Source organism: Rhizobium grahamii CCGE 502 (genome assembly GCF_000298315.2).
GTDB classification, from domain to species: Bacteria; Pseudomonadota; Alphaproteobacteria; order Rhizobiales; family Rhizobiaceae; genus Rhizobium; species Rhizobium grahamii.
The window spans coordinates 217,630-241,389 of the sequence record NZ_AEYE02000036.1 but is presented as its reverse complement, the minus strand read 5'-3'; the positions used below and the strand labels follow the sequence as shown (position 1 = coordinate 241,389).

Genomic DNA, 23,760 nt, shown 5'->3' with positions numbered 1-23,760 from the left:
TTTTTCCAAATGCGCAGGGCGCCGGGAAAATTTCCGCAAGCAAGAATGACGCCTCAGCGATCTCCGTTGCGACCGAGGCCGTAGGTGAGGGCCAAGGCGCCGACCAGCACCGCCCCCTTCACGAAGTCCTGAGTGTAATAGGGCGCGTTGAGCATGGTCAGCCCGTTCAACAAAACGCCCACAAATACTGCGCCGACCACGGTGCCGAGCACATTGGGGCGACGAAGATTGAGTACTGCGAACCCGATCAGAGCGGCCGCTACCGCATCCATGAGGAGAGAGCCGCCGGACGAGACGTCGCCACGGCCGACACGGGCGGCAATGACGATACCGCCCAATGACGCAAGCGCACCCGAGATGACATAGGCGAGCGTCTTCAGCCGTGCTGGCGAGGCACCCGCGAGCCGCGTCGCCACCTCGTTGCCGCCCGTCGCAAACAGCAGTCGGCCAATGCGCGTCCGTTCCGTCAGGACGTAAAGCACGAGGGCCACGAGCGCCATCAACACGACGGACATAGGAAGGGTGGCGGAGAAGCTGTAGCGGCCGATGAGAAGGAAGGCCGGATCATAGGCGCCCGCAGCCTTCGAGCCATCAGGCAGAATGAGACCTGCTGAAATCGAGCGGCCAGCCGTCGGGATGAGCTGCAGTCCGGATAGAAGAAACATCACCGCGAGCGTCGCCAGGAGATCGGGGACGCGCAGACGCACGATTAGGAGGGAATTGATGAGCCCGATGGTTGCCCCGAAGGCAAGCACCAGCGGCACCGTTGCGAAGGCATCCAGCTGCCAGACGATCATGGCGTAGCTTGCCGCCATCACGCTTGAGGCGGCGACGGCACCGATCGAGAGATCGAAGCCGCCGACGGCGAGCGTGACGGTGACGCCGGCGCCCAATATCGCAACCACGGACACCGCCTGCAGGATGCTCATCAGGTTGCTGATGTTGATGAACGCGGGTTCCGCGAGCGCGAAACCCACGACCATCAGGCCAAGAAGCAGAAAGACCGCGCCCGCGCGCAGAGCCGCGCCCAGCGAGCCACGCTGTTCGCTTGTGTTGTCCTGAATTGTCGCTCGCTCAGGCAGAGCGCTCTCGTCCAATGTGGTCATGCGTGTGTTCCTTGAAACACCGAATCGACGGTCGCATCGACGGCGATCGGTTGCAGGGTGTGGCGATCGATGCTCAGAATGCTGTCGGCGACCTCGTAGGCTTCTTCCGGGTCGGAAGTGGCGATCAGTGTGGCCCGGTCGCTACGCGCGCGGATTGCTTCGATGATGTCGCGGCGCGCGCCGACATCGACACCCTGAAACGGTTCGTCGAGGAGAAGCAGCCGGCTTGGCTCGGCTTCCCAACGTGCGATGACGGCCTTCTGCTGGTTGCCGCCGGAAAGGCTCCAGATCGAGGCCAGCGGATCCGACGCTTTGATGCCGAGGCGCGTGATGGCCGCGGCCGCCTCGCGCTGCTCACGTCCACCGAAGAGGATGCCTCGCCGATACCATGTCCTGAGATGCGGGAGGCTGATGGTCGCGGCAAGCGAATGTCCAGGCCAGCCTGCCGGCATCAATGAGGAGCGGTGGCGGTCTTCCGCGGCCATCGCAACACCTGCCGCGATCGCCTCGGCAGGGGAGCGCGGAGCGTAAGGTTTTCCGCCTAGCAGCATTGTGCCCGCCGCGAGCTTGCCGGCGCCGAAGATCGCGGAAAGCAACCGGGTCTTGCCGGCGCCAAGCACTCCTGTGATGGCGACGACCTCGCCTTGCCTGATCGACAGGTCGAGGGGGCTGCTTGTCGGCAAAAGCCTGACATCGCGCATTTCGAAGGTCGTGGTTTCAGCTCGCATGCGAGCCACGGGTTGGAGTGCCTCCAGCCTGCGGCCTATCATCGCCTCAATGGCGTTGGAGAAATCGATCGGGCGGGTGAAGCCGCCGACGATCCGGCCGCCGCGCATGACAACGGCGCGATCCGCGATCGCTTCGAGATCCGCTGTGCGGTGGGAAATATAGAGGATAGCGAGGCCCTGGCTGCGCAGCCGCAGGAGGATGTCGAACAGCCGCCGGCTTTCTTCTCCGGAAAGGCTCGCGGTTGGCTCGTCAAGGATCAGGAGATCGGCGCGGTTTGCCAGCGCGCGGGCGATGGCCACGAGCTGGCGTTCGGCGGCCGAGAGATCGCCGAAGTCGCGATCGAGAGGCAGCGAGAACCCCGCAGCCGCCAGAATGGTCTGCGCCTGGCGGCGCAGGCTGTTGCGTGAGACGAAGAACGGTGTCGCGCCCTCGGCGAAGCGATGTAGGAGGAGAGCGTCGGCCACTGTTTGGCCCGCCGCGCCGACGATATCCGTCGATTGATGAACCGTCGCGATGCCAGCACGGGCAGCGTCATACGGTGTCCGTGGAGCGATGATACTGCCGTTCAAGATAATGCTACCGCCGTCGGCGGCGATTGCGCCCGACAAGATCTTGACCAGCGTCGACTTGCCCGCGCCGTTGGCTCCCATCAGGGCAACGATCTCTCCGCTCCCGATCGATATGTCTGCGCCCGCTAAGGCGCGCGTTGCGCCGAAACTGCGGGTGAGATTCTCAATGTGAAGAAGTGGCATCGTGGCTGTCCCGATCGGCTTCGCGTGCCTGATATTGGCCCGGTGGGCGAGGGAACTTCCAGGCAAGCCTTTGCCGGTCGGCTATTCCCGACGAAACAAAGAATCTCCGCAGGTCGGCAAAAACGGACTTTTTAATCTACTAAAAACATAGAGTTTATATCTAAATAATTCCTGCGTCGTGGGGATCTGCCGTCCGTCAGACGACGCTTTCGATCTTTTAGAGGAACGCGACGATGAAACTTCTTTTACGGCTGGCCCTGAGTGCTGCCATTCCACTCTTTGCATCCGAGGCGGCGCTCGCCGGCGGCGTCAATGGGGCGCCCGCGCCGTTCGACAAAGGCGGCGTCAAGATCGCCCTGATCAGCTACATCTCCGCCGGCGACTTCTTCCAGGCCTATCAGGCCGGTGCCGAGGCACAGGCAAAATCGCTCGACATCGATCTGCGCGTCTTTCCCGGACGCCAGGATGCGGCTCAGCAGCGCGAACAGGTCCTGCAAGCGATCAATCTCGGTGTCTCCGCCATTGTGATCGACCACGGTCTGCCGGAATCGCTCGGTGACGTCGCCCAGCAGGCGCTCGACAAGGGCATCAAGGTCGTCGCCTTCGACGTGAACCTCAACAATCCGAAGATCCCGCAGGTCGAACAGAGCGACCACGAACTCGCAAGGCTCGCGCTGGAGCAGGCGGCGAAGGACAACGGCAAGAGCTTCGAAGCCGGCTATGCCTACGTCGCCGGATTTGCGCCGCTCGATCGTCGCAATGAGGTCTGGGAAAAGTTTAGATCGGAAAATCCTGATATCGTCGAGAAGGCTCGCTTCGGCGTCGTCAACGACACGACTGCTACCTCCACGGCCGATCAGGCCAAGGCGGCTCTCTCGGCCAATCCCGACATCACGGTTGTCTTCGCGCCCTACGACGAGTTCGCGCGCGGCGTCAAGCTTGCGGCAAACGATCTTGGCATCGCCAAGAAGCTGAAGATCTATTCGGCCGACGTCTCGACCGCCGATATCCAGGAGATCACCGAGGAGGGCAGCCCGTGGGTCGCGACCGTTGCCACCAATCCGGCGGTCGTCGGGGCGGTCTCGGTGCGGGCTGCGGCGCTGCAAGTCGCGGGGCAGGATCTTCCCCACCAGATTACGGTGAAACCGACGCTGCTGACCCAGGAAAGTCTGCGCGCGGCCGGCGTCAAGACGATCGAGGAGCTGGCGCAGAAGGTGCCGGACTTCAGCACAAGCGATGCGGCGACTGCAAGCTGGATTCCGGACAAACTTTTCTGATCGGCCCGCCTCGAACCAGCCGACGGGAGCAGCAGTGCCGCCGTCGGCATCTTTTTAGAATGGAGTTCCGACCATGAGCCAATCCAACGTGCTCTTTGCTACCAATCGCAACACCAGCCGGGAGGCTCTTTTCGCGCGCGCAGAAGACATTTCGGCCGATCTTTCTAAGCGCGCCGCCGAGCTTGATCGCGACGGCCATCCGCCGTTTGCCGAGATCGTCAAACTCAAAGGCTCTGGCCTCCTGAACTCGCTGCATGCACCGGAGGTGGGTGGTGGCGGACTGGACTGGGTGGACGGTCTCAGATTGGTGCGGATACTCGCCCGCGGTGAAAGCTCCATCGGGCAGCTGCTCGGCTATCATTTTGTCAACAGCCAGTATGTCTACTGGGCGTTCGACGAGGCCCGCGCCCGCTCGCTTGGAAGCGAAACGGTTGCCAAGAACCTCTATTGGGGGGCTGCGGTCAATCCACGCGATCCCGGCCTGGTGCTAACGCGTCGAGGCAGCGGCTATGTGCTCAACGGTCGCAAGTCCTTCTCTACGGCGGCGCATGTCTCCGATTACATCAACGCGAATGCGAGCCTTGACGACAAGGTCGTCGGCTTCGCGGTCCCGACAAGTCGGCCGGGCTATGCCGCCAACGACGACTGGGACAATTTCGGCCAACGTCTCTCTGACAGCGGCAGCGTCGAGTTCCACGATTTTCCCGTTTACGAAGAGGATTTCGTCGAAGCGCCCGACGCGCCACCGCCGGTGCTCGCGACCTTTAACACGCCGCTGATCCAGCTCGTTTTCGTCAATTTCTACCTTGGAACGGCCGAAGGGGCGCTGCAGGCAGCAATCGACTATGTGCGAACGACGACGCGCCCTTGGGTTACGTCAGGTGTCGGGCGCGCCGCGGACGATCCCTATATTCTCGAGCGCGTCGGTGAGTTCACGGCGGCACTGAAAGCGACGACCGCGCTGGCGGACAGTGCCGCCGCTGCCGTCCAGGCAAGTCTCGCCCGAGGCCATCACGTCACGGCACGCGAGCGTGGCGAAGCAGCAGCAGAAGCATATGCGGCCAAGGTGAACGCTACGCATGTTTCGCTCGACATCACGTCACGTGTCTTCGAACTGACGGGCGCGCGGTCCACGGCGGAGCGCTATCGATTTGACCGCTACTGGAGAAACGTCCGTACGCACACGTTGCACGATCCGGTTTTCTACAAGGCCAAGGAAGTCGGCGAGTTCGTCCTGAATGACAAAATTCCCGAGGTTAGCCTCTATAGCTGAGGCATGTCATCCCGAGAAATACACAACCCCATTCCTGCGCGGGAATGGGGTTTTGTTTTGCAGACCTCTTTTTAAAGAGCACCGCTCTTTGGTGGTATGACGCGGTTTAGATGATAATTGCCAACGACATGGTGCTTCCAGCGCACCGGATCGTGCAGCGTATGGGTTCGTGCATTACGCCAGTGGCGATCGAGATTGAGATCGAGCTTCACGGATGCCGTGCCGGCAAGCTCGAAGAGGGTGGTGGTTGCTTCAAGGGCGATCTCGGTCGTCAGAACCTTCGCGGCGGCTACAGCGAGCGTAGCGTCCACAACGTTTTCTTCCGTGGTGTCGATCTGCGCCAGATCAACCTTGCGTCCGGCCCGCTCCACCGTCGCCGACGCAGCTTCCAATCGGATGGCGAGCTGGCCGACTTTGGCGATCGTCAGCGGATCATCCGCTGCATTGTCGACGCCGCTGTTCGTCCAAGGGCGCGATTTCGTCCGCACGAAGTCCAGCGTTTCCGCAAAGGCCGCGCGGGCGATGCCGAGGTCGATCCCGGCATGAATGATCTGCCCGACTGAGCCTATTGTCGTGGGTCGCTCGAACCCCTTGTGATGATGAACCACGGAATCCGCGTGGACATAGACATTGTCGAGCACCGTCGTACCGCTACCAGTCACGCGCTGGCCGAAGCCATCCCAGTCGTCGATGATCTCAACGCCGTCGGTGCCCTTCGGCACGAAGGCCATCACCAGGCGTTCACCCTCGTCGAGTGCGAAGACGGTGATCCAATCGGCAAAGAGAACACCAGTCGAGTAGTATTTGCGTCCGTTGATACGATAGCCGATGCCGTCACGCGCAATGCGCGTGTTATAATGACCGACCGTCTTCGTTCCACGCTCCGAGAGGGCGTTGCCAAACCGGTCTCCGGCAAGCGCGCGGCCGAAGTAGTAACGCTTCTGTTCTTCGGTGCCGTCTGTGCGCAGCGCCTCCAGGATATAGAAATGGTTCTGCGGGATCTGACCAATCGAGCCATCCGCCTCCGAAATTATAGCAGTGATTTCCGCAAGCACCGCGTTGGAAACATCGAGTCCGCCATATTCCTCCGGCACGGTGATCCCGAGAAGGCCGGATTGGGAAAGCACGTCAAGTTCGGTAAAGGGCAATAGTCGCTCGCTATCTCTGCTTGACGCTGTTGCCCGGAAGCTTTTTGCAAGCTCGCGGGCAACCTCAATCGCTCCAGCTTCACTATCAAGCACGGTGGCGACTGCCCTTTCGGGAACGAGATGATGCAGATAGGCGTTCATTGGTGACTCCTTTGAATTGCTGGCGTCACGATGCAACAACTCACGGAATGCTTCGAGGCAAGACTTTCCCTTTTTAAACCTCGCTTCAGCAAGGACTTCTATCGATAGAACATGGCCCACTGTTATGGCTGCGGGGCTAGGACTGCGGGCGGGACTTTCGATCTGACGACGTTCGGGGATTGGTCCTACTCTTGGTTTTGATCGCCAATTTGTGACGTGACGAAACGGAAAGTTGTTTCTGCCTTGCTCCGGTCTTCTGGGTGCACCATCCTGCATCAATATTCGGCAAGAAACGGCTCAAATCTGGAGAAGGGCATGACCAAGAGCGTTGACAACACAAAAGATAGCGAACTTGGCATATTGGAGCGGCGAACGATCGAGGCGGAAATCATCGCCCCAATATACGAGGAGATGGTGGCTGCTTTCGGCGAGGATGCTGCAGTCGGTATCGTTGATAGGGCAATTCGAACGGCCGCAATTTCGAGTGCACAGTCATTTGCCAGCAGAGAAAAGTCCGGAACGAGCCTTCGATCCTTCGCTGAATTGCAAAGCCTCTGGACGAAAGACGATGCGCTCGTCGTGGACATACTGAATTCGACAGAAACAAAGTTTGACTACGATGTGCATCGCTGTCGCTACGCCGAAACCTACAAGGCAATGGGATTGGCAAAAATAGGTCACCTCCTGTCTTGCAATCGCGATGCCGTATTCTGTCAAGGATACGATCCGCGCATTCGTTTGCAACGAACGCAAACCATCATGGAAGGCGCAAGCCACTGTGATTTTCGCTATTCAATGGACTCTTCCTCCCAGGCAGAAAGGACGGCGTCTAGCGAATGAGCTTGACGACAACTACACTCCGCGAGCCGAACGGCCTGCCGCTGCGAAATGCCTCGGACCAATGAAGAGGGGACACGCCGGTCTGGCGGCTAGTGCTTTGATCGCTTTGCTGCGGTGATCAGACCATCGGGCCGAGCCGTTCAGCCGGTAGCTGCCATCTCGCGTCAGCTGTCGCGCGGAAGGCTCGCGCAATTCGTCCAAAGGAGTTCCAGTCGAAGTGCGGGTAAGCAGTTTAGCTGTCTCGGACGCGTCGCAGCACGTGCAACTGCACTGAACATTGTGTCTGGCGCAAGCACCGTTTTGATCGACCAACTTGGGTTGTCGGCGCCGTAATCAAAGGGCTCATCCTTCATTGAAGCCTCATGCACTCACTGCGGTCATCGCTAGCAAATGCTTTCTTGTGATCGACCAATTTCCTCGGCAACCGCTTTTGCTTGTATTCGAATGTCCGGAACGGCGGTTATCTCCCAGAACTGTCCAGCCGTGAGGGCCCCCACGCAAAAGAGGCGCGCTCGTTCGGTTTCAGTCGTGAACTGGACTTCGGAGCGATCGTTTACTTGGATACCAAGTCGCAGCGGATCTTGCGCAATCAATCCAAGCCTCATCATTTCATTCAGTAGCGGTGAGTGATCAATGCCGGCTCGCTCCATGCCGGTGCAATTGACCAACCAGGCGGCTCTGATCTCGGCAATCTCTCGTAGAGCGCGCATTCTGTATTTCGCAACAATGCCATCGGCGCCTTGCATTTCAATGGACTTGAGGAACCCCGCCTGAACGCGGACGGTCCCCGCGCGAACCAACGAAATGAAGCTTTCAAATACATCCGGGGCAACGCGATGGCGATGAATATTCCACCACGGTAGCGCATGGCGAAGAAAGCGAGATCGCTCAGGGAGTGTGAGCTGTTTCCAGAGGTCTTGCGTCACCGGACGCAGTCCATCCATCACGCACCGCCAATCTTCCGCGTCTCGCGCCTGTTCGCGTAGGAATTTCAATATTGCACTGATCTTGGCTGGTAGGGTCTGCGTATCGATTTTGAGCGGTGCGACCTGTGTTCTAAGGTGATCGAGCGGAATCAGGCCCCGGCGTGAAAGGACGTCGATCACCCCGCGATGGCCATGTGCACGAAGCGCCAGAACCTGATCGATCATTGTAAGCCCGGAGCCAAGAATGCACACTCTGTCCATTGGTGCTACCCGCCTTAGCCAGGAAAGTCGCCATGGGTTTTTGATGATGCGTGATCGACCCGCCGCCGCAGTGCCAAATGGCTGGGCCGGAAGACCGGCGTTTCCAACACCAAGGCAAAGCACAACATGCCTACCGGCTATCTCGTCGCCATTGCTGAGCTGAAAGCCGAGCGTGCTGGTGTAGCGCTCTACGCAGCCGGTAGCCTTAGCCTTGACGAAGTCCACTCGGCAGCGTCCGTCACGCTTTCGAAGAAGGCCGGCCAAGGTGTCCCGAAGATAGAGCCCGTAGTCGTTGCGTGATGCGAAATCACTCCCTTGAAGTGACCTTTCGTGGCCCTCCAGCCACTTGACGAATTCCAGCGGTCGTTCCGGAAACAGGCTCATGCGACTCGCGGGGACATTCAGGCGATGCAAATGGAGCTCTGTCCGGTAGGCCGTGCCCCTCCCAAAACCCGGATCGTCACCGATAACGGCGACGCTTGCGGTATCGGAAAGGTGTTCAACAAGATTGCAAACGACCGCGATTGCAGAGAACCCGGAGCCGACAACGATTACATCGTAAATCAATACAATCTCCCGAACCCCTGATGATCGCGAAAGGTTCGTGTGTAGCTTATCAAACGAACCATCCTCAATGCACGCCTCAAAATGCAGCCGCGTACGATCGGAGGACAACGGAAAGGCTGCAGTTCCCTTGCAATGCTGCTCTTCGCCGTCTCAGCCGATTCTGTCCTGTGTGCGTGTCTCGAAGTCGGTGGCCTCGTGACGTTCGTGGAGCTGTTCCGACGGTTCACCGCGTATTCGGTTGACCATACGGCCGCGCTTGACCGCAGGGCGGTCGGCTATTTCGGCGGTCCAACGTTGTACATTCCTGTAACTTTGGACGTTCAGAAAGCTCCCGGCGTCGCCATATGCCTCGCCCTGGGCGAGATTGCCGTACCAGGGCCAAATTGCGATATCGGCGATAGAATATTCTTCACCCGCCATGAACCTGTTGCTTTCAAGGTGGCGGTCAAGCACGTCGAGCTGCCGCTTTACTTCCATCGAGAAACGGTCGATGGCGTATTTGATCTGCACCGGCGCGTAGGCATAGAAGTGGCCAAAGCCACCGCCAAGATAGGGCGCCGAGGCCATCTGCCAGAACAGCCAGTTCATTGCCTCCGTCTGCGCTTTGTGCTCTTTCGGCAGAAAGGCGCCAAACTTGTTCGCCAGGTATAAAAGGATCGAACCACTTTCGAAAACGCGGGTCGGCTTCGGCGTGGAACGGTCCAGGAGCGCTGGAATCTTCGAGTTTGGGTTTACCTCCACAAAGCCAGAACCAAACTGGTCGCCGTCGCCAATCCTGATAAGCCAAGCGTCGTATTCTGCGCCCTTGTGCCCAAGCGCAAGTAGTTCCTCCAGCATGACCGTAACCTTGACGCCGTTCGGCGTTGCCAGCGAATAGAGTTGCAGCGGATGCTTGCCGACGGGCAAAGGCTTGTCGTGGGTCGGACCGGCGATCGGTCTGTTTATGTTGGCAAACTGCCCGCCGTTGTCCTTGTCCCAGGTCCATACTTTTGGAACTTCGTACCCGGCGGGAAAGTTGTCGGCAGGGTTCTTTTCGGTCATGACATCTATCCTTTTGTTCGGCAGTCATACGTCGGCTTCGGTTGCAAGAATGCCAGCCCGATTACAAGGTTTCGACCGGCATGTTTTTGGGGAGCCACGGGAGAGGAAATGCAAACAGGAGGCGAGCCGCCCCTGGCCCGTCGCAGACAAGAACTGGCACCTTTCAGGTCTGGTCAGGCGAGCGAATATGCCGCAATCAGATAAGCAACTCCATGCACCGTTTCTTGAGGGTAGAGAGCAAGACACCACCACGATCACGGGGGCGGGGCAGCGCGACTTCGAAGACGTCTCGAATCCGCCCAGGGTTCGGCTCCATGACCATGACCCGGTCGGCAAGATAAAGCGCCTCCTCGACGTCATGGGTTACAATGACGATTGAAAGGCGATGCTTCTCCCAGATCGACAATAATTCATCTTGGAGGCGCATTCTGAGAATGGAATCGAGTGCCCCGAAGGGCTCGTCCATGAGTAGGATATCGGGTTCCTGGGCAAGTGCCCGGGCGATCGCCGCACGTTGTGCCATCCCGCCCGAAAGCTGTCGCGGATATGCTTTGGCAAATTCCGAAAGCCCGACGAGGTCTATATAATGGCGGACCTTGTCACTGCGAGTTGATGGAGAAATATCGCTGCTATCAAACGCCAGATTAACGTTTGCCTCCACGGTCAGCCAAGGAAAAAGGCGGTGATCCTGAAACACCATGCCGACCCTCGCGGGGGCGGCGCCCTTCGACCCTCGAATGATAGAGCCGTGAAAGTCCGTGTCCAGGCCCACTATCAGCCTCAGGAGCGTCGACTTACCACAGCCGGAGGCGCCGATGATCGCCACAATCTCGTTACGTCGGACGTGGAGGGTGATGTCCTTGAGAACCGGACGTGCCGCGCCGTCGAGAGTGTACGACTTGCTGACATGCTCGATGGAGAGCGAGTGCATTAACGTTTCCTGTTCCAGGGAGAGAGTTTGGTTGTGATCCGCTCTACGACCGCGGATAGCAATACCCCGCCGCCCGCCAAAGCGAACACCCCCGCGATGACGATATCCATGCGAAATTGGTCTCGGGCGCTTGCGATGTAGCTGCCGAGGCCGCGACCGTTTCCAATCGCATATTCCGCCCCGATCGTACCGATCCAAGCCGAAAGCGCCGCAATTTGCAGCCCGACGTAAATGCTGGGCAGCGCGGCAGGAAGATAAAGCCGGTGGATGCGGGTCCAACGACGAAGGGAAAGGGTGTGTGCCACTTCGATAAGGTCAACGGGCGTCCGGCGGATGCCCTGTTCTGTCGCCAAAAAGAGGGGAAAGAACGTCGAAAGCGCCGTGAAAACCAACTTTGTGCTCTCGCCATTGCCGAACCATGCGGTCAGCAGCGGTATCCAGGCAAACAAGGCGACCTGGCGCGCCGTGTGGATCGTTGGCGCAAGCCCCAATCCGGCGAGACGATACATCCCTGCAAGGTAGCCGAGAACCAGTCCGATCAGGCCTCCCACGACGCCACCGGCGAGAACTCTGACTGCGCTGGCAAGAAGCGACGCCCACAGCTCGCGTCCGGAGACATCAAGGAAGGGCGCCTGGATAACTTGCAGGGGAGTGACGGCCATCGGACCGTACAACAGACCTCCAGACGACGAAATCCACCACAAAGCCGCGGCGACAAGCGGAACCAGCGCGCCTCGAGGCAACCTATCCCTCAGACTCTGACGTTCAGCCATTTGCTGCACTCCCGGCGCGGAAGAAAGCTTCCGCACGCTTGAGCAAGAGGTCGAGCAGAAACCCGACCGCCCCGACGACGATCATGCCGACAATGACGATGTCGAGTTGAAATAGGGTTCGCCCCCAGACCATCATATATCCGAGACCGTCCGTGCCAGCGAGCATCTCTACGACTATGAGGGATACGAATGCTTGGCTGAGCGATAGTCGGACGCCGCTCGCAATGAAGGGCGCCATTGCCGGGATGGTGAGCTTGAGGAACCGGGTTTTTGCTCGAAGGCCGAGTACATCAGCGACCTCATTCAAGCCCGCCGGTATGTTTCTGGCACCCTCTGCCGTGCTGATGGCCATTGGGACGAAGCACGCCTTTGCAAGGATCACGATCTTAAGACTTTCCTCGATACCAAGGAGAAGGATCAGGATCGGCAGCCAGCCAAGGGATGGGACGGCTGCCAGTGCGCGAAAGGTTGGCCCCATATAGGCGTCGGCCGCAGGCGAGCGGCCGATCAGGAGTCCGAACAAAAAGCCAAGCGTGGCGCCGATGACGAAGCCTTCCGCAATACGTCGGAAGCTGACGACGGCCGCGCTGAGAATATCGCCACTCGCCAAAAGGTCGAGGAATGTCTGAAGAACCCAGTCCGGTTGGGGCAGCACCTGCGGTGACACCCAACCGTTTACCGATGCGATCCACCACAAAGCCAGCAATGCGGCAGGTCCGATCAGTACGAGCAGGCTGTTGGAGACAAAAGCCCCGGCCCTCGCGGCCCGTACGTTCGGAGCGCGATGCGCGACGCGAAAGTCGTCCTCGGCACCGAACGTTGCCATAACTCTCTCCGTCAGTTCTGGAGGCTGCCCGTGGCTGATCGATCAGGCCACAGTGCTTGAAGTTTCAACGACGAAACGGCGTTGTCCACGAAGCTGCGATCCACCCAGGCGTCGAGATCGACATCCCGGCGGATGAGCTTTTGTTCGCGGTCGAAGGCGATGCCGCTCTGATATCGTGCAACAAAGAAGCCATCGAGACGCGGATTGTACTTCGCGCCAAGGAGGCTGCCGGCATTCGACTTGCGAATGATCTCGATCGGAGTTCCGGCCCGCGCCCAGATCTTGAATGCCTCCTCGCGGTTGTTATCGTCGGCAAGCCACTGCGCTGCCTTCACGAAGCCCGTGACGACTTTCTGGGTTGCTTCGGGATAGGCCTTGCGGAATTTGTCTGTGACCAGGAACGCACCGAAGCCATCGCCTGTCGCACCCGCGTCGGAGGACTTGTAGAAGATCTTGGCTACGCCCTTGTCTTCCAGGGGAAGAACGAAGTCAGCACCGAAGACGGCATCGACGCTTTTCGCCGCGATGGCGGCGAGCTGATCGGCGTTTTTGAGATCGACTATCGTGATGTCTTTTTCGGAGAGACCCGCATTCTTGAGTGCACTAATAAGGCCCCAGTGGATGATGGTTGCTTTCTGGATTGCAACCTTTTTCCCCTTGAGGTCCGCGATGGATTTGATGTCGAGGTCCGGTCGAGCGGCGCCGAAGATCGTCGTGCCGCCATAGGATGCCAGGATCACGGTATCGAGGCCGTTCGCCTTGCCGATTATGTTTGGAACGGCTCCATAGGAGGCGAAGTCGAGCTGTCCGTTCGAGAGCGCCTCATTGATCGCCGGTCCCGTTCCAGTGAAGTAGGTGAACTCCAGCTTCGTGGGCGTTCCCTTGAACTCCTCGGCAATGAAACCCTTCGCGTCGGCAATGGCCTGGAGACCGACGCCAAACGGCGTGCCGAAGCCGAAGCCGACGTCTCCGAACTTGATCGTGGCGGGTGCGTCTTCGGCGTGCGAGGGAGCTGCTGTGAAAGCAACGGTTGCCGCCATCAGCAGGGTCGAAAGAAGTCGTCTCATTGGTTTCTCCAGTTAGGGTATAATCGTGCCGGTCTCGAAGATCCGGTAGCTCATGTCGCTGGCAGTTCCGCGCGGCTTGGCGTTCTTCCAGCCCATCTCGCGACGGAAACTGCCCATGACCCCTCGCGCGACGAGTTCGTGTTCATGTGAACCCTCGATCGCTTCTGACAGCGGCGACACGTAGAGTGCGTCGGTCGGACAGAAGAGTTCGCACAGAAAACACGTCTGGCAGTCCGATTGTCGGGCAATGACAGGGATCCCGTCTGGAACGGCGTCGAACACATTGTCGGGGCAGGCTTCGACGCAAAGGTCGCATTTGACGCAGCGATCCTCGCTGACAATTTCAATCATGATGCTGCACTCACTTGATTTTCGGACTGAAACGCTGCCCAGAAACTTTCACTACTCCCCGAATCGATCGGTCGTGCCAGAGCGGGGTTCGCGTCGGGGAAATCTGTCCGTCGTTGGAGGCCACGGCTTTCTTTTCGCAGAATCGCGCTCTCCGTTGCCCAGCGCGCCGTCGCAATTAGCGCCTCCGCCTCGCGGACCTTCGCCGTGCGCTTTGATCGCCAGCTTTGGTCCTGCCAAAGGTCAGCCAGTTTGCGCGATGCTTCCGACAGTGTGGCCCTGTCCCTGAAGAAGCCGCCGTTCAGCGGAAGAATCTGCTGCTTGGCGATCTCCAAGACTTCATGGACGTCGCTCGGGTTGCGAACAGGGTTCACATTCGAATGTTCGTTTGCGGAGTGTATTTTTCGCCCGCGCCGATTCGCACCGAGGGAGCGCACGAACTTCGCGGCGTCCTCGCCGGCCCATGAACCCGTCGCCATCGCCCAGCTTGAATTCGGCCCGCCGCCGCCGGTTGTCGCTCCCGACATGCCTTGACGGGTCGCTGCGTCGCCGGCCGCAAACAGACCTTGCACTGTGGTTGTCGCGCGATCGTCGATCTTCAGGCCGCCGGTTCCGCGAACGGTACCTTCATGGCGAAGAGTTATGGGAAAGCGCTGCGTGAACGGATCGATGCCCAAGCGGTCGAATGGAACGAAGATGTTTGGCTGGCCACGGCGAAAACCTTCTTGCAGGCGAGGAGAGGCCTTGTCCAGAATTGCGTAGACGGGGCCGCTGATCAGTTCCCTCGCAACGACGATTTGCCGATCGCCCTGTTCTGGTAGGACATTGCCTTGCTCATCGCTGAACGTGCCCCAGAAATAGACGACACCCTTGGTGACGCTCGAGTATGAAGGCGAGATGCCATACTGAGCGGAAAATTCCATTCCGGAGAGGACAGCCCCAGCTTCTGCAGCCATCAGGTAGCCGTCGCCGGTCAGGTTGTTGGTTCCAAGCGCGCCGCTGAGGAACGCGCAGCCGCCCGTGGCAATGACAACAGCACCGGCGCTAATCTGCAGCGTCTCGCCGGTACGCCTGTACCTTGCGAGCGCGCCGGCAACTACGCCATCCGAAACGAGAAGTTCTTCCACAGGACAGTGATCGATGACCTTGACGCGCGCCTTGATAAGCTTTTGGCGCATGAAGCGCAGATAGTCCGGCCCACGAAGCATTCCCCGGTAAGGTCGACCGTCTTCGTAGCTCGGAAACTCATAGCCCCATTCGGCAAGCAGATCGAGGTTCTGACATGTGCGGTCAAGGACGCGCTCGATGCGTTCGGCTTCAGAAAAGCCGTGTCCCAGGCGCACGCGCTGAGCCACAGTAGCTGCCCGTTCTGCCGTGCCACGACGTGTGTAAATCGTGGTCGTATTTCCCGCGGCGGTGGCGCCGCTCGTCCCGACATAGCCCTTCTCGATAAGCACGACATTCATGCCGTTCAAAGCGGCGTTCCAGGCCGCCCAGCAACCAGCCGGACCTCCGCCAACGACGAGAACGTCCGTTTCGACCTGCATTGCTGAATTGCTCATAGTCCCTCGCTTCGGTGGAAAGACTACAAATATTATAGAGTTAATCGAGAAAAGTTTCTCCCGAGTGCAATGCTGTCGTCGGAATAGTTTTTCCTAACGGGAGGCTTGCATGCAAAGCCATCTCGGTTCTGAACTTGCGTCTCTGTAAGCCAGCTCAGATAACCAGCGGGGCGCAACTGCTGTGGCGCGCGCAGGGCGTTGACCAACTCAGTGCGTTGACTGACCAGCTGCTTCCATGGTGTTGCGTTCTACGGAGGTCGAATTGCCAAATTCTGCATGGGACGTACCAGTGAACGTAAATTTTCCGCACCAAGATAGTCAGGTCGTGCGTGGCCATTTGAAGCCATGACGTGCCTTACGGATCGGTGGCCAAACATGAGTGGCCTGAAGTTCCTTCGCGCAAGGATGGCATGCAAGGCGGCTTTGGATGGCAGGCTGTCCGCCAACGATGCTCGGGCCGTATTCGTCGAAGCGGTCGGAGAGGCGGGCGGTAACGCTCGCTGACATCGGGGTGAGACAGATAGCGTTCGTTATCCGAGCGGGAACATCATTGATAGCGTTGAAGCCGTCAGCCTGCTCAGCGCTCCATGCCGTTGTCGTCAATGCGGGTTATGTCCGCTAGGGAATTCGCCGACTTGAGCCTGGCGCAGGGCGATTGGCAAGTTTGTTTGCAGCATGTGATCAGGCATTCGACCGCGCAGATAACGGCAGCTTTGGTCTTTCATCCGCTCGAGACTGCTGGGTCGACGTGACCGCCAGAACTGCGGCGGCTGTTGAGGAAGATGCGAGGGCGCGCTCGCAGCGCGCTCGACACGATCAACCGAGAGAGTTCGGGGCATGGAGATCTCTCAGCTGAGGATGGCCGAATGAGGGGAACGCGACGATCGAAGCTCGACCGGACCCAGGCCCCCATCGGAAACGGGAGCCGTTCTTGTTCTCACTTACCGCTGCTATCCCTTTCCCATCGCCTGCTGCTGCAGAAAATACTGATTGGCATCTGGCTCTCTCGTGAAAAACCGTTCCTGAACCAAGACACCGTTGCAATTGTAGGTGACAATGCTCCATCCGTCGTCGGTCTGCTTTTTGACGATTGACGGTTTTGTGTCTTTGGGAAAGTCCATGCCGTCCTCCAATCGTTGTCAGATGCTGCCGGCGTTGAGGCTCAATGCCGAAGCGATTATAGTTGCCGCAGTTGATCCGGCCCGCGGTCGCAAACCTTTGGTGGTTATCGCAGCGGAGCAATGGCAAAAAAGGGGGGAGACCTGTTGCCGCCCCCAAAAACTCGAGAGCGCCTAACTACCCGAGTCATGCCATGGAGTGGCTGACAGCAAGCTGTCGCTGCCTCCATTTATACTCTACCATATTACTGGATTATTGCCAGCCCGTTTCGTCGAGCTCCCAATTGTAGGAGTTCACAAAGCCGCCGTGCAACTGCTTGTGACGGACGTGCCGGTGTAATCTTCAAGGGGCCTTGAACGTCGAGGCGGTTGTCCTGCTGCGGCCGATGCTCAGCGTGCGATCCCGTTGCCGAAGGATCTCAACACCTACGAGCGCGCGGCGCATGAGGCGTCGTTGAGGGCGACAAAGGCCAAGATGGCTGTCGGGCTTTCGATGTCGGCGGTGAATCGTCCACCCAGTGGGAGTAAATCTCGATCGCCACGGGCGCAACGCGAGAACGATCGCCTCGCATATCCTGTTCCTTACAAATCGCTTGCGTTGGCTGTCACGAGCTGAATGGCCTCGATCTGAGGAAGAAGGGTCGCTTCGAGACAAAGAACGCAGGAAGCCTGTTGGCTGACCGAGACTTGATGGCCCGGGGGGCAGCCTGTTGAACGGCCGCCGGATTTTTTTTCTCACTTCGCCGCGATAATCGCAACGATCGGACCTGATGAAAGACCAGGCTGCGGAGTAAGTTGCTCTTGCTAGCGTGCGGCGCTCTGCCGGGTTCAACGCGCATATAAAATATAATCAGGAGACTAAAATGTTGCTGCAATCTTGGCGGGGAGCGCTTCTTGGCGCCGTATTCAGCCTTGCGCTCGGCCCGCTTGCCGCTCACGCCGAAACCCCGAACGACACGCTCGTCGTTGCCCAGTCGATCGATGACGCGACGAGTTTCGATCCGGCCGAGGGTTTCGAGCTGACGACGGTGCAGTCCTTCAACAACCTCTATCAGCGCCTCGTGCAGTCCAACCGCGACGATGGCACGAAGATCGAGCCGGCCCTTGCCGCTTCCTGGAAAGCCGGTAGCGATGGCAAGAGCCTGACCTTTGCGCTCGCCGATGCCAAATTCGCATCCGGCAATCCGGTTCGTCCCGAAGACGTGATCTTCTCGCTGACACGCGCCGTCAAGCTCAACAAGTCTCCGGCCTTCATCCTCAACGAACTCGGCTGGAAGGCCGACAATGTCGACAGCGCCGTGACTAAGGCTGACGACAAGCACGTGAAGCTGACCTGGAGCGCCGATGTCGGTGCCGGTTTTGCGCTTTCGCTGCTAACCGCGCCGATCGCCTCGGTCGTCGACGAACAGACTGTCTCTGCAAACGTCAAGGACAACGACTTCGGCAATGGCTGGCTGAAGACCAATTCGGCCGGCAGTGGAGCCTATTCGATTGCCGCCTACACGCCCCATGAAGCGCTCGTGCTGCAGGCTAATGCCAATTCGTCGGACAAGCCGAAGCTCGAAAACGTCATCATCCGCAACGTACCTGACGTCGGCGCCCGCCGCCTGCTCGTCGAGCAGGGTGATGCCGATATTGCCCGCGGCTTGTCTGCGGATCAGATCGAAGCGCTGAAGGACAAGAGCGGCATCAAGGTTCTCTCGGTACCTTCTGCCCGCACCGACTATATCCTGCTCAATACCAAGGCGAACCCGACGCTCGGCAACCCGGCTTTCTGGGAAGCTGCACGCTATCTGGTCGACTATGACGGTATCGCCAAGAACCTTTTGCGCGGCCAGAGCAGCGTCCACCAGTCCTTCCTTCCGGTTGGCTTCCCGGGCGCGCTGACCGATACGCCGTTCAAGCTCGATCCGGAAAAGGCGAAGAAGATCCTGGCCGACGCCGGCATCAAGACGCCTTTCAAGATCGAATTCATCGTCTTCAACGATCAGCCCTATCTCTCGATCGCCCAGTCGCTGCAGTCGACCTTCGCCGAAGGCGGCATCTCGCTCGACATCCAGCCGGGCGTGGCGAGCGATATCTACGCCCGCGGCCGTTCCGGCAAGTTCGAGATGACACTACGCTATTGGATCCCGGATTATTTCGATCCGCATTCGAACGCCAGCGCCTTTGCGATCAACAAGGACAACTCCACCAACACCGCGGCGAAATATGCCGGCTGGGTTATCCCGGAACTGACGGACGAGACGCTCGCTGCCGTCAAGGAACAGGATCCGGCCAAGCGCATCGCGCTCTATCAGGATCTGCAGAAGAAGGTCCAGACGAGCTCGCCCTTCATCTTTACGCTTCAAGGCAACGATCCGGTCGTGCTAAGCGACAAGGTGAAGAACTATGCGCAGGGTCTGAATGCAGACCAGGTCTATTACGACAAGGTAGAAAAATAAGTGCCGCAAACGGCAACGAACAATAGTGCCGGCATGACCGACTCCCGTCAGCGAAATAGCTGGCGGGAGTTGTCTTTGATCTTGCCTCTTTTCAAGTGGTTCTGGTCATTCGCGTTGACCCTGTTCGGTCTGGCGCTGGTGACGTTCGCGATGACGCGGCTTTCGCCGATCGACCCGGCGCTGCAGCTCGTCGGCGATCATGCGAGCAAGTCGACCTACGAGCAGGCGCGTGTCGAACTCGGGCTCGACAAGCCGCTGCCGCTGCAGTTCCTGCGTTATGTCGAGACGGCGCTGTCGGGCAATTTCGGGCTGTCGATCTCTACGGGCCAGCCCGTCGCCAAGGATATCGCCCGCACCTTTCCCGCAACGATCGAGCTAGCGACAGCGGCCATCGTCATCGGGGCCGTCGTCGGACTATCGCTCGGGATCGCGGCCGCCATGCGGCGGGGGACGTGGGTGGATAGCCTGGTGCGCTTCGTCTCGCTCTTCGGCTACTCCGTGCCGATCTTCTGGCTTGGGCTGCTGATGCTGCTCCTGTTCTACGCTCGGCTGCATTGGGCGCCGGGACCCGGCCGGGCCGACGTCGTCTTTCAATATACTGTTAAGCCGGTCACTGGTTTTGCCCTGATCGACACATGGATGTCAGGCAAAGCGGGCGCCTTTCGCGATGCGCTCGCGCATCTTGTGCTGCCTGCGACAGTACTTGCCTTCCATGCGCTTGCCGCCATTTCGCGGCTGACGCGGGCTGCCGTGCTGACCGAGCTTGGCCAGGAATATGTGACGACTGCACGCGCCAAGGGTGCAAGCCTGCGCCGGATCGTCTTCGTCCATATCCTCCCGAACATCTCAGGAACGCTGCTGACTGTGATTGCTCTTTCCTATGCCAGCCTCCTCGAAGGCGCGGTGCTGACCGAAACCGTCTTTGCCTGGCCCGGTATCGGCCGCTATCTGACGACGGCGATGTTCTCCGGCGACATGCCGGCCATCCTCGGTGCCACTCTTATCGTCGGTGCATCCTTCGTGCTGCTAAACGCGCTGACCGATCTCGGTGTGGCAAGACTGGAAGCGGGTAAGAAGCGATGAGCGAAGCCGTTCAACTGCCGCCTGGCGGATCCGTCTTTTTCCAGCGCGTTCTGCGCTCGCCTGCTGCTGCCACCGGGTGTCTGGTCGTCATTGTCATCTTGGGGCTTGCTCTCTTCGCGCCGTGGATCGCCCCCTACGATCCGAACTTGCAGGAGACCGCCAACCGGCTGATGCCGCCGAATTCGGCGCATTGGCTTGGCACCGATGGTTTCGGCCGGGATATCCTTTCGCGCATCATCTACGGCGCGCGCCCGACACTGTTGCTCGTGCTCGTCGTTGTGCTGCTGATGGCGCCGCTCGGCATCCTTGTCGGCATTCTCGCGGGTTTCTTTGGGGGCATCACCGAGCGCGTCCTGATGCGGCTGACCGACATCGTCATGTCCTTCCCGCGGCTGCTGCTTGCCTTTGCCTTCGTTGCGATCATGGGGCCGGGGCTCATCAACGGCGCACTTGCGCTGGCGCTGACGAGCTGGCCCGCCTATGCGCGTCAGGCCCGCGTCGAGACGGCGGCGTTGAGGCGCAGCGATTACCTGGCCGCCGCCGAGATGGTCGGCATCCGCGGTACCAGGTTGCTTTGGGGACATATCCTGCCGCTCGTCCTGCCATCGGCCATCATCCGCCTGGCTCTCGATCTCTCGGGCATCATCCTCGCTGCCGCGGGCCTCGGCTTCCTCGGTCTCGGTGTGCGTCCGCCGACGGCGGAATGGGGGTCGATGGTTTCCGAGGGCACGCAGGTGATTTTCGACCAGTGGTGGGTGGCCGCCGTGCCCGGCATCGCTATCCTCATTACCTCTTTTGCCTTCAATTTGCTGGCCGATGGCCTGCGCGACATTCTGGATCCCCGCCATGACTGAACCCTTGCTTCAGGTCGAGGATCTGTCGATCTCCTTTCCGTCGGCAATGGGGCTGGTGCGGATCGTCGATGATATTTCCTTCTCGGTTGGCCGCGAGGTAGTAGCACTCGTTGGAGAGTCCGGTTCCGGTAAATCGATGACAGGCCGGGCCATCATGGGGCTGCTGCCGTCACGGGCAAAGGTCGCGGCAGCGCGCCTGTCATTCGATGGTCACGACTTGACGGCGGAAAAGGGCTGGAACAGCCTGCGCGGCAGCGGCCTGGGGCTGATCCTGCAGGACCCGAAATACTCGCTGAACCCTGCACACCGGATCGGCCGCCAGGTCGAGGAAACCCTACTTCTTCATACCAGACTCTCGGCCGCCGAGCGCCGGGAACGGGCACTCGACATGCTCGACAAGGTCGGTCTGCCGGATGCAAGCCGCATCTATTCCAGTTATCCCGCAGCACTCTCCGGCGGTATGGGGCAGCGCGTGATGATCGCTGCCATGCTGATCAACCGCCCGAAGCTCCTGATTGCCGACGAGCCGACTTCTGCGCTCGATCGCGAGCTGCAGGATCAGATCCTCACCTTGCTGCGTTCGCTGAGCGAGGAGCTCGGCATGGGGCTGTTGTTGATCAGCCACGACCTGCAGCAGGTCTCGCGCTACGCCGATCGTGTGATGGTGATGCGTCGCGGGCGGATCGACGAACAGATGGCTTCCGCCGATCTGGCAAATGCCAGGTCGGATTATACACGCGCCCTTTGGGCTGCCCGTCCATCGGCCGCGACCTACGGAACGAGATTGCCCGTCTACGGAGAACAGCCATGAGCGCGCTGTCCGTTTCCAATCTCTCCGTGACGTTTCAGGGTCGCGATAAAGGCTTTTCCGCGGTGCGCGACGTCAGCTTCGATGTCGGCGTGGGCGAGACGTTTGGGTTGATCGGCCCATCGGGTTGCGGCAAGACGACGGTGCTCCGCGCCGTCGCCGGTCTCAACACCGCCTGGCAGGGCACGATTTCGGTTTCCGACGAGCCGCTTCAGCCGGGTCGGAAAATCACCGGCGCTCTCCGCTCCAGTGTCCAGATGGTGTTTCAGGATCCCTATTCGTCGCTTCATCCGCGCCACCGGATTTTCCGCATCCTCGGCGAGCCGCTGTCGCTGCGCGGCGAGCGCAATGTGGACGGGGAGGTGCGGACCGCGCTCGATCGGGTCGGTCTTCCGGCGGCTGTCTCGGACCGCTATCCGCATCAGCTTTCCGGCGGCCAACGTCAGCGTGTAGCGATCGCCCGGGCCCTGCTACTGAAACCGAAGCTGCTTCTGCTGGACGAGCCGACCTCGGCGCTCGACGTTTCCGTACAGGCCGGAATCCTGAATCTGCTGAATGATCTCAAGTCATCCGAGGGCATGACATTCGTCCTCGTCAGCCACGATCCAGGCGTGGTCGCGCATATGTGCGACCGGGCCGTCATCATGGATGCGGGGCGCATTGCCCGCGCGATGGACCGGGCGCAGATCGCTGCATGCTGGAGCGACGCTGCGACGGCTGGATAGAGAGGCTGGCGGCTGTCGCTCTCGCCGTCGCGTGGCAGAAAATCATGAAGGCTGATGCTTCGTGATCATCGGTCTCGATGCGCATGTCGCCCATGGGGAGCGCTATGAGCGTGCCCGCGAATTCTACGGTGTCGTGACCGGCTTGTGGGACAGTTTCGACGATGACGCCTTCATCCGCGACGTAGAGAGCGGCGCTTTCTTCGATCCTACGAAGATGCATACCCTGAACCACAAAGGTCGCGAGTTGTCCGTGCGGGGGCCGCTCAACATCGCTCGCCCGCCTCAAGGCTGGCCCGTCATCGTTCAAGCCGGTCAATCAGAGCCGGGCCGTCAGCTTGCAGCCGAAACAGCCGAAGTCGTCTTCTGTTCGCGCGCGACCTTCCCTCCGGACGGGCGCTCTATGCCGACATCAAGGGACGGATGGGCAAGGCCGGACGTGACCCTGAGCATCTGAAGATGCTGCCAGCGGCATTCGTGGTGATCGGAGATACGCTGGAGGAAGCGAGGGCGAAGCGTTCTCGTCTCGACAGCCTTGTGCATTACGACAGTGCCATTGCGTCGCTATCAATCGCGCTCGGTCAGGACGCCTCGAAATTCGATCCCGATCAGCCGCTTCCCTATGTTCCTGAGACCAACGCCAGCAAGACCGGCCGCGAGCAGGTGCTGCGGCTTGCTGAGCAGGAGCGGCTGACCGTTCGCCAGCTCGCACAGCGCTATGGCGGCTATTCAGGGCTGGCTTTCGTCGGAACGCCGCAGCAGATTGCCGACGAAATAGCCGAGTGGCTTCACGAGAAGGGTTCCGACGGCTTCAATGTCGTCTTCCCCTACCTGCCACAAGGCCTTGATGATGTCGCCGAGCGGTTAATTCCGGAGCTCCAGCGGCGGAGGCTGTTCCGCACTGACTATCAGGGAACAACGCTGCGCGACCATCTCGGGCTGCCCCGGCCGAAAAGCCGCTATACTTAAAGCGCCGTCGCGAAAACCTGATCCTGTCCGGGGCGTGTTTGCCTTGCGCATGCGAAGGATACGAAGATCTACGATGCGCTACTGGTTGGGCGCGGCTTATCGGCGATCGCGAAGCTTTACAATCTGATCGAGATTCGTCCCACATCAGCGGCCGTTGCCACCATCGGTGACGAACCGCGCTTCGGCAATGCCGG

21 protein-coding genes and 1 pseudogene are annotated in these 23,760 nt (G+C 59.8%); 10 read left to right on the top strand and 12 right to left on the bottom strand.

Going from position 1 to position 23,760, the window contains the following annotated elements; translation table 11 throughout:
- Window positions 1-53 precede the first annotated feature (53 nt).
- Both RGCCGE502_RS31300 and RGCCGE502_RS31295 read right to left on the bottom strand, forming a co-directional pair.
- Complete coding sequence (locus RGCCGE502_RS31300; RefSeq protein WP_016558244.1) at window positions 54-1,106, bottom strand: ABC transporter permease; 1,053 nt, start codon at window positions 1,104-1,106, stop codon at window positions 54-56.
- A complete protein-coding gene (locus tag RGCCGE502_RS31295) occupies window positions 1,103-2,587 on the bottom strand; it encodes a sugar ABC transporter ATP-binding protein (protein WP_016558243.1) in 1,485 nt (494 codons plus the stop codon). Before RGCCGE502_RS31295 ends, RGCCGE502_RS31300 begins: the two co-directional genes overlap by 4 nt.
- A 233-nt stretch (window positions 2,588-2,820) precedes the next feature.
- On the opposite strand from RGCCGE502_RS31295, the gene RGCCGE502_RS31290 reads away from it, so the two are divergent.
- Together RGCCGE502_RS31290 and RGCCGE502_RS31285 are read left to right on the top strand one after the other, a co-directional pair.
- Window positions 2,821-3,864 (top strand): substrate-binding domain-containing protein, encoded by a 1,044-nt coding sequence (locus RGCCGE502_RS31290; protein WP_016558242.1) that lies wholly within the window; start codon window positions 2,821-2,823, stop codon window positions 3,862-3,864.
- Window positions 3,865-3,937: 73 nt separating this feature from the next.
- Entirely contained in the window at window positions 3,938-5,137 is a 1,200-nt protein-coding gene (locus tag RGCCGE502_RS31285) for an acyl-CoA dehydrogenase family protein (protein ID WP_016558241.1), read from the top strand.
- Window positions 5,138-5,208: 71 nt separating this feature from the next.
- Here RGCCGE502_RS31285 and RGCCGE502_RS31280 read toward each other — a convergent pair whose 3' ends face one another.
- Window positions 5,209-6,426, bottom strand: a complete 1,218-nt coding sequence (locus RGCCGE502_RS31280) for an SfnB family sulfur acquisition oxidoreductase (protein ID WP_016558240.1) — start codon at window positions 6,424-6,426, stop codon at window positions 5,209-5,211.
- Between the two features lie 315 nt (window positions 6,427-6,741).
- On the opposite strand from RGCCGE502_RS31280, the gene RGCCGE502_RS31275 reads away from it, so the two are divergent.
- A complete protein-coding gene (locus RGCCGE502_RS31275) occupies window positions 6,742-7,266 on the top strand; it encodes an L-2-amino-thiazoline-4-carboxylic acid hydrolase (protein WP_016558239.1) in 525 nt (174 codons plus the stop codon).
- A gap of 383 nt (window positions 7,267-7,649) precedes the next feature.
- Here RGCCGE502_RS31275 and RGCCGE502_RS31270 read toward each other — a convergent pair whose 3' ends face one another.
- From RGCCGE502_RS31270 to RGCCGE502_RS31235, 8 genes are all read right to left on the bottom strand, one after another.
- Entirely contained in the window at window positions 7,650-9,026 is a 1,377-nt protein-coding gene (locus RGCCGE502_RS31270; RefSeq protein WP_176705744.1) for an FAD/NAD(P)-binding protein, read from the bottom strand.
- Window positions 9,027-9,170: 144 nt separating this feature from the next.
- A complete protein-coding gene (yghU, locus tag RGCCGE502_RS31265) occupies window positions 9,171-10,061 on the bottom strand; it encodes a glutathione-dependent disulfide-bond oxidoreductase (RefSeq protein WP_016558237.1) in 891 nt (296 codons plus the stop codon).
- Window positions 10,062-10,257: 196 nt separating this feature from the next.
- On the bottom strand, window positions 10,258-10,992 hold the full coding sequence (locus tag RGCCGE502_RS31260) for an ABC transporter ATP-binding protein (RefSeq protein WP_016558236.1): 735 nt from the start codon (window positions 10,990-10,992) through the stop codon (window positions 10,258-10,260).
- A complete protein-coding gene (locus RGCCGE502_RS31255) occupies window positions 10,992-11,765 on the bottom strand; it encodes an ABC transporter permease (RefSeq protein WP_040676013.1) in 774 nt (257 codons plus the stop codon). Before RGCCGE502_RS31255 ends, RGCCGE502_RS31260 begins: the two co-directional genes overlap by 1 nt.
- A complete protein-coding gene (locus tag RGCCGE502_RS31250; RefSeq protein WP_016558234.1) occupies window positions 11,758-12,591 on the bottom strand; it encodes an ABC transporter permease in 834 nt (277 codons plus the stop codon). Before RGCCGE502_RS31250 ends, RGCCGE502_RS31255 begins: the two co-directional genes overlap by 8 nt.
- Before the next feature lie 11 nt (window positions 12,592-12,602).
- Window positions 12,603-13,658 carry an ABC transporter substrate-binding protein gene (locus tag RGCCGE502_RS31245; RefSeq protein WP_016558233.1) on the bottom strand — a complete coding sequence of 352 codons (1,056 nt, stop codon included), beginning with the start codon at window positions 13,656-13,658 and terminating at the stop codon, window positions 12,603-12,605.
- Window positions 13,659-13,670: 12 nt separating this feature from the next.
- Window positions 13,671-14,009 carry a 4Fe-4S dicluster domain-containing protein gene (locus tag RGCCGE502_RS31240; RefSeq protein WP_016558232.1) on the bottom strand — a complete coding sequence of 113 codons (339 nt, stop codon included), beginning with the start codon at window positions 14,007-14,009 and terminating at the stop codon, window positions 13,671-13,673.
- Entirely contained in the window at window positions 14,006-15,568 is a 1,563-nt protein-coding gene (locus RGCCGE502_RS31235) for an FAD-dependent oxidoreductase (RefSeq protein WP_040676012.1), read from the bottom strand. Before RGCCGE502_RS31235 ends, RGCCGE502_RS31240 begins: the two co-directional genes overlap by 4 nt.
- Window positions 15,569-15,913: 345 nt before the next feature.
- Between RGCCGE502_RS31235 and RGCCGE502_RS39335 the strand changes: the two genes are divergently transcribed.
- Complete coding sequence (locus RGCCGE502_RS39335) at window positions 15,914-16,072, top strand: DUF982 domain-containing protein (RefSeq protein ID WP_439332355.1); 159 nt, start codon at window positions 15,914-15,916, stop codon at window positions 16,070-16,072.
- A 446-nt stretch (window positions 16,073-16,518) separates the two neighbouring features.
- On the opposite strand, the gene RGCCGE502_RS37620 is transcribed toward RGCCGE502_RS39335, so the two are convergent.
- Entirely contained in the window at window positions 16,519-16,689 is a 171-nt protein-coding gene (locus RGCCGE502_RS37620; RefSeq protein WP_019280455.1) for a globin family protein, read from the bottom strand.
- An 860-nt stretch (window positions 16,690-17,549) separates the two neighbouring features.
- On the opposite strand from RGCCGE502_RS37620, the gene RGCCGE502_RS31225 reads away from it, so the two are divergent.
- The 6 genes and pseudogenes from RGCCGE502_RS31225 to RGCCGE502_RS31200 form a co-directional block, all read left to right on the top strand.
- Window positions 17,550-19,130 (top strand): ABC transporter substrate-binding protein, encoded by a 1,581-nt coding sequence (locus RGCCGE502_RS31225; protein ID WP_016558229.1) that lies wholly within the window; start codon window positions 17,550-17,552, stop codon window positions 19,128-19,130.
- A 33-nt stretch (window positions 19,131-19,163) separates the two neighbouring features.
- Window positions 19,164-20,213 carry an ABC transporter permease gene (locus tag RGCCGE502_RS31220; RefSeq protein ID WP_040676073.1) on the top strand — a complete coding sequence of 350 codons (1,050 nt, stop codon included), beginning with the start codon at window positions 19,164-19,166 and terminating at the stop codon, window positions 20,211-20,213.
- On the top strand, window positions 20,210-21,067 hold the full coding sequence (locus RGCCGE502_RS31215; protein WP_016558227.1) for an ABC transporter permease: 858 nt from the start codon (window positions 20,210-20,212) through the stop codon (window positions 21,065-21,067). Before RGCCGE502_RS31220 ends, RGCCGE502_RS31215 begins: the two co-directional genes overlap by 4 nt.
- Complete coding sequence (locus RGCCGE502_RS31210) at window positions 21,060-21,878, top strand: ATP-binding cassette domain-containing protein (protein ID WP_016558226.1); 819 nt, start codon at window positions 21,060-21,062, stop codon at window positions 21,876-21,878. Before RGCCGE502_RS31215 ends, RGCCGE502_RS31210 begins: the two co-directional genes overlap by 8 nt.
- Complete coding sequence (locus tag RGCCGE502_RS31205) at window positions 21,875-22,600, top strand: ABC transporter ATP-binding protein (protein ID WP_016558225.1); 726 nt, start codon at window positions 21,875-21,877, stop codon at window positions 22,598-22,600. The genes RGCCGE502_RS31210 and RGCCGE502_RS31205 overlap by 4 nt, the downstream gene beginning before the upstream one ends.
- A 70-nt stretch (window positions 22,601-22,670) precedes the next feature.
- Window positions 22,671-23,566, top strand: a pseudogene (locus RGCCGE502_RS31200) (NtaA/DmoA family FMN-dependent monooxygenase); the annotation flags it as partial.
- Between the last annotated feature and the right edge of the window lie 194 nt (window positions 23,567-23,760).

Excerpts from the sequence above, each read along its gene's own strand:
- RGCCGE502_RS31290 (WP_016558242.1), top strand. The coding sequence starts at position 2,821 with ATGAAACTTCTTTTACGGCTGGCCCTGAGTGCTGCCATTCCACTCTTT.
- RGCCGE502_RS31280 (WP_016558240.1), bottom strand. The coding sequence starts at position 6,426 with ATGAACGCCTATCTGCATCATCTCGTTCCCGAAAGGGCAGTCGCCACC.
- RGCCGE502_RS31240 (WP_016558232.1), bottom strand. The coding sequence starts at position 14,009 with ATGATTGAAATTGTCAGCGAGGATCGCTGCGTCAAATGCGACCTTTGC.
- RGCCGE502_RS31220 (WP_040676073.1), top strand. The coding sequence starts at position 19,164 with ATGACCGACTCCCGTCAGCGAAATAGCTGGCGGGAGTTGTCTTTGATC.
- yghU (WP_016558237.1), bottom strand. The coding sequence starts at position 10,061 with ATGACCGAAAAGAACCCTGCCGACAACTTTCCCGCCGGGTACGAAGTT.
- RGCCGE502_RS31245 (WP_016558233.1), bottom strand. The coding sequence starts at position 13,658 with ATGAGACGACTTCTTTCGACCCTGCTGATGGCGGCAACCGTTGCTTTC.
- RGCCGE502_RS31300 (WP_016558244.1), bottom strand. The coding sequence starts at position 1,106 with ATGACCACATTGGACGAGAGCGCTCTGCCTGAGCGAGCGACAATTCAG.
- RGCCGE502_RS39335 (WP_439332355.1), top strand. The coding sequence starts at position 15,914 with ATGACGTGCCTTACGGATCGGTGGCCAAACATGAGTGGCCTGAAGTTC.
- RGCCGE502_RS31285 (WP_016558241.1), top strand. The coding sequence starts at position 3,938 with ATGAGCCAATCCAACGTGCTCTTTGCTACCAATCGCAACACCAGCCGG.
- RGCCGE502_RS31255 (WP_040676013.1), bottom strand. The coding sequence starts at position 11,765 with ATGGCTGAACGTCAGAGTCTGAGGGATAGGTTGCCTCGAGGCGCGCTG.
- RGCCGE502_RS37620 (WP_019280455.1), bottom strand. The coding sequence starts at position 16,689 with ATGGACTTTCCCAAAGACACAAAACCGTCAATCGTCAAAAAGCAGACC.
- RGCCGE502_RS31205 (WP_016558225.1), top strand. The coding sequence starts at position 21,875 with ATGAGCGCGCTGTCCGTTTCCAATCTCTCCGTGACGTTTCAGGGTCGC.
- RGCCGE502_RS31225 (WP_016558229.1), top strand. The coding sequence starts at position 17,550 with ATGTTGCTGCAATCTTGGCGGGGAGCGCTTCTTGGCGCCGTATTCAGC.
- RGCCGE502_RS31295 (WP_016558243.1), bottom strand. The coding sequence starts at position 2,587 with ATGCCACTTCTTCACATTGAGAATCTCACCCGCAGTTTCGGCGCAACG.
- RGCCGE502_RS31210 (WP_016558226.1), top strand. The coding sequence starts at position 21,060 with ATGACTGAACCCTTGCTTCAGGTCGAGGATCTGTCGATCTCCTTTCCG.
- RGCCGE502_RS31250 (WP_016558234.1), bottom strand. The coding sequence starts at position 12,591 with ATGGCAACGTTCGGTGCCGAGGACGACTTTCGCGTCGCGCATCGCGCT.
- RGCCGE502_RS31260 (WP_016558236.1), bottom strand. The coding sequence starts at position 10,992 with ATGCACTCGCTCTCCATCGAGCATGTCAGCAAGTCGTACACTCTCGAC.
- RGCCGE502_RS31215 (WP_016558227.1), top strand. The coding sequence starts at position 20,210 with ATGAGCGAAGCCGTTCAACTGCCGCCTGGCGGATCCGTCTTTTTCCAG.
- RGCCGE502_RS31275 (WP_016558239.1), top strand. The coding sequence starts at position 6,742 with ATGACCAAGAGCGTTGACAACACAAAAGATAGCGAACTTGGCATATTG.
- RGCCGE502_RS31235 (WP_040676012.1), bottom strand. The coding sequence starts at position 15,568 with ATGAGCAATTCAGCAATGCAGGTCGAAACGGACGTTCTCGTCGTTGGC.